Here is a 4,262-nt window from a genome sequence, read left to right as displayed (position 1 = left end):
ACGCGGAATAACGTGCCATATTTACAGCAATCGTCCGGGACACCGATCTATCATGCCCTGTCTGAACTCAAGGGATGGTAAAAAAGGTATACATATCGGTCTGTCATGGCAAGGGATGAGATTCCGAAAGCGCTTACGGATAAAATTCAAAAAAATGGTTTGCCAACCTATGACTTACACCTGTTTTTTAGCGAACCAAAAAAGTTCCCACAAAATCTTGACTGACTCGAGCTATACGAACGTCCTTTTTTATTTGCTTCATGTCTGATATAATTAATTTCTACCAATGCTAACATCTCCTTCATCGCCTCCTGTCATTTTTGCCCAATAACAGGAAGTGTATTTGAATGTAGGGATGTTGGCAAGTGGTTTTTTATGCCCGAAAAGGGCTACATAAATTAATTGCCAAACTGTACATTTTTAGTTTGCAATAAACATTGAATCGGAATTTATAAATTTATATATAAAAACATTATTGATTTAAAAATCCGGGAGCTACATAATGCATGTATCGAAAGTTTCTTTTCACATTTGGAGACAGAAAAGTTGTATTTAGTGCATCCAAAAACATTGGAACAAGTTTATCAGTCTGTTCATGATCATATTCATTATTTAATTACAGTTGTTTTCAAGAAAAATTCAACGGTCTTTCCCCATCGAATTTCAGGAAAAGGACGTAGCTTAATGTACTCTTTTTTCCACTGTCTACTTGATAGGGTTATGTGCATATACTCTTTTTTCGTTATTTAACTGATAGGGTACTCTGTCAAGGCCGATTATTTTTTTGGCTCTTACGTCCTTTTGGTGAAAAGTCGAGATAATTGAAAATGAGAAGCTAAAAGATTTTAATTTGCACACTAATTTTGATGGTGTTGCAAAACTAGAGTAAAAACTCAAAATTATGGATGAGTATGCATAATTGCACATGTAATAGATAGCGATGAAGCCCGTACCACCGAGGTTGTTCCAACCCATTAATCTTTAATTGGTTAAATACTCGTTCGATGGTGCTACGGAGACCAAACAGCCACTTCCCAAATCGAGTTTTCAAAAAAACGGGGATCACCCGGCCATAGGCATCTTTTCGTTCCTCGCTATTGCGTCGGTTAATCGGGGAAACGAAAAAGATGTCCAATTGCTCGGCTGTTTTACGGATCTGTTCACTGCCATAGGCGGCATCACCAAGTGCAAACTCGATGTCCCATCCTTGCAGAGACGAAAGCAGTTCCGGTGCCACTGCTGCGTCATTTCGATTGGCGGTAGTCAAAACATGGGATAAAATGATCCCTTCCGTGGTGGTACACAGATGCAGTTTATATCCTTTGAACCAGTGGTACCGAGTCGACATGCCCCACTTTGCTTGGGAATCATACAGGCTGCTTCGAAGAGCCGTACTATCGATCATCACTACTTTTGGTTTTTGAACGTCTAAATCGTTTAGAAGTTGGGCATTCAAATCGGAAAATCCTTGTTCTTGAAACCATTGACTAGCTCGTGAAAAAGTAGACAGATGAGGAATCTCCAGAAGTCCACAAATCCGTCGGAAATAGCCAAACCGGTGGAGGATGTTCACCAACTGCCGCAAAGAATCAATCGCGAAGTAGGTTTTCAAAAAGAAACATTTGAGCAGTGCCTTTTTAGACACTGGGGATCTTCCTGTCACATACGGTGTTTCCAGAAAAAAAGTTGGTCGATGTATCGAAATAATGCCTCTAAAAGAGGATCTATTTCACCCATGAGTGCATGTTCGATCACTAAATTGGAAATCATGATAGTGTCCACTCCTTGGTAGTTGGTTTTGGTCACTGTATATGATTTCCAATGTGGTGGATTTTTTATGTGCATTTATGCATTCGTTATGCGTTTTGCAACACGTTCATTTTCTCAATTAGTCCCTCCCTATCACCAAGATTGCGTAAGAGCCATTTTATCATTGGCTTTAACAATTCCAACACTTAGTGGAATTTTGGACAATAACAGTAGTATAATTTATAATAATTATTTAACATTGCTCAATATATGTAGATAGGAACATAAAGAAAAGAGATTACTATTCGGTATATCCGAAAAGTATAGATTTCAAAACTTTGAGGTATTTCTATATTCAATCTGAGTAATTTTAGCCTGATATATATTAGGGGAGGTATTGTTGTTTTGTGGATTATTATTCAATTTGGATTAGTCACTATTTTACTTTTATTTTCTACTCTAGCTGCTTGGTATGAAGGTAGTGCAATATTAGATAATCCTTGGGAATGGAAGCATTCAACACCATTTTCCCAAATGCTATATGGTCAAGTACATAGTAAAAGCCATATTTCACAACTTGACTACTTTGTATACTCGGCTAAGTTCCATCCCATTTTTCCAAGTATCATGGCAATAAGCAGTTTATACTTATTAATTCTTATTGGATACTATTTCTTAAAACCACAGCATAAAAGATTTGCTTATTTTCTATTAATTTTAGGAGGAGGCTTATTCCTACTTAGTTATTTTTTTATTGATTCTCCCTCAACAGGTGGAAAAATCTTTTTTTATATTTGGTTAGTGAGTGGCTCTTTGTGTACTGTAACAGCTATAATAACTTATTTCCAAGTATTAAATCGTAATAAAAAAGATATAAAAAAATGGAATTAATTTTTTTACAGAGTTGTTTCCTCATTAACCCCTAATGAATTTGGACACTCTATAAAGTTGTTTTTTATAATTGAAGTGACCGAATGGGGATTTTGATATACATGAAGCGAGCTTCACCACAGATGGTGAAAGTTAATTTGTTCTTCCATGAAAGGATTATCCTTTGTTTGGAACTTTATTCAAAATAAGACATGCAATTCCAATTAATAAACAATCTATACTAATTATCCATAACCGGAGATTCCTATGTTTATAGTTATCAAAACAAACCGCAACTTTATTGACAAAAACTGCTAAAACATAATAGCCAATATGTTGCATTCAACGATATCTGACAAAACGAGGCGAGGTGTTTCCTCGTCTTTTTATGCACTATTTTATATGATTTAACTGGTCATATAATATACATTATATGACGAACAATCCATTCTTTTTTATGATATACTCGTCATATAATGTTATTTTTCATATCCGTTATTTTGGAAAAAAATCGTTTTTAACTCGCCGTATAAGTGAAAGGGTGGAAAAAGATGCTCAACGAGTATGTCACTTATCTTCAGGAAAAAGGTGCTTCCAGAAATACCATTATTTCCTATACGAACGATTTAAACATATTTTTTCATGATTTACATATACGTCCAGATGATTATGTCACGCCGGCTGACATCCGCAAATGGATTCAGCAAATGTTAAATCCAGCCGTAGGGAAACCGTTGGCCATCTCCACGATCAACCGCCGCCTCAATTCGCTGCGCAGCTTTTACGCGTGGGCGGTTGAGCACCATTACATCGAACAAAATCCGATGAAGGATATTCAAGATTTGAAAACGGCCGATGAAGATCACGAAAAAATCATGTGGCTCACCGAAGAAGAATTTGAGGACTTATTGCATCGGATGCGGAAAAAACCGGTCCGCAGCAGAGGCGTCGATCCAGAGGAAAAGTACCGCCGCGACCGCGCGGTGGTGTATTTGCTTACTTACGCGGGATTGCGTGTTGAAGAGCTGTCCAATTTGAAATTAACGGACTTGGATTTAGAGATGAAACGGATTCGAATCGTGGGAAAAGGGATGAAGGTTCGGACCGTGCCGATCTCGAACATCCTGCTGGCGGAACTCGAGGATTGGCTGAAGTTTCGCGCCGAGATGGCGAAAAAGAAGCCGCATGTCGCCGAATCGCCGTACGTCTTTTACAGCCAGCGCTCGCCGAAGTTTTCCGTCCGCGGCATCCAGCGGATGATCGAAAGCTATAGCTTGCCGAACAAAAAACTTACGCCGCATATGTTCCGGCATACGTTTTGCAAGTGGATGCTAAAGGCGACGAACAATGATATCGAGAAAGTGCGGCGGCTCGCCGGCCACAGCAATATCGCAACTACATCAAGATACTTGAAAGACAGTTATAGCGATTTGGCGGATGCCGTGGAGGCGTTGCCGAAATTTTAACAAAGTTTTTTGTGAGTAGGCGTCACCGATAACGATTCGGATAGTCCAGTACGGCCATGGAAATCATTATTCGAAGATTGCCTGTTTTTTGCAAGCAAAAAGTGCAGAGAATTGCAAGAAAAAATACATAGGCTTGCCGGCTCAATGAATTTACCTTTCAACCGAGTGAGAAGGGAG

At 38.7% G+C, this 4,262-nt stretch carries 2 protein-coding genes and 2 pseudogenes; 3 read left to right on the top strand and 1 reads right to left on the bottom strand.

Going from position 1 to position 4,262, the window contains the following annotated elements; all coding sequences use genetic code 11:
* Window positions 1-477 precede the first annotated feature (477 nt).
* Window positions 478-680: pseudogene (locus BM278_RS19735) on the top strand (IS3 family transposase); the annotation flags it as partial.
* A 200-nt stretch (window positions 681-880) separates the two neighbouring features.
* Here the strand turns inward: BM278_RS19735 and BM278_RS18005 are convergent.
* Window positions 881-1,770: pseudogene (locus BM278_RS18005) on the bottom strand (transposase).
* Window positions 1,771-2,154: 384 nt separating this feature from the next.
* Between BM278_RS18005 and BM278_RS18000 the strand changes: the two are divergent.
* On the top strand, window positions 2,155-2,640 hold the full coding sequence (locus BM278_RS18000; RefSeq protein ID WP_013401969.1) for a YjdJ family protein: 486 nt from the start codon (window positions 2,155-2,157) through the stop codon (window positions 2,638-2,640).
* Between the two features lie 530 nt (window positions 2,641-3,170).
* Window positions 3,171-4,085, top strand: coding sequence for a tyrosine-type recombinase/integrase (locus BM278_RS17995; protein WP_090952474.1), 915 nt, complete (start codon window positions 3,171-3,173; stop codon window positions 4,083-4,085).
* Window positions 4,086-4,262 lie beyond the last annotated feature (177 nt).

The sequence above is a fragment of the Parageobacillus thermantarcticus genome, assembly GCF_900111865.1.
Classification (GTDB): domain Bacteria; phylum Bacillota; class Bacilli; order Bacillales; family Anoxybacillaceae; genus Parageobacillus; species Parageobacillus thermantarcticus.
The sequence above is the reverse complement of the archived record's forward strand: the minus strand, read 5'-3'. Positions and strand labels throughout refer to the sequence as shown.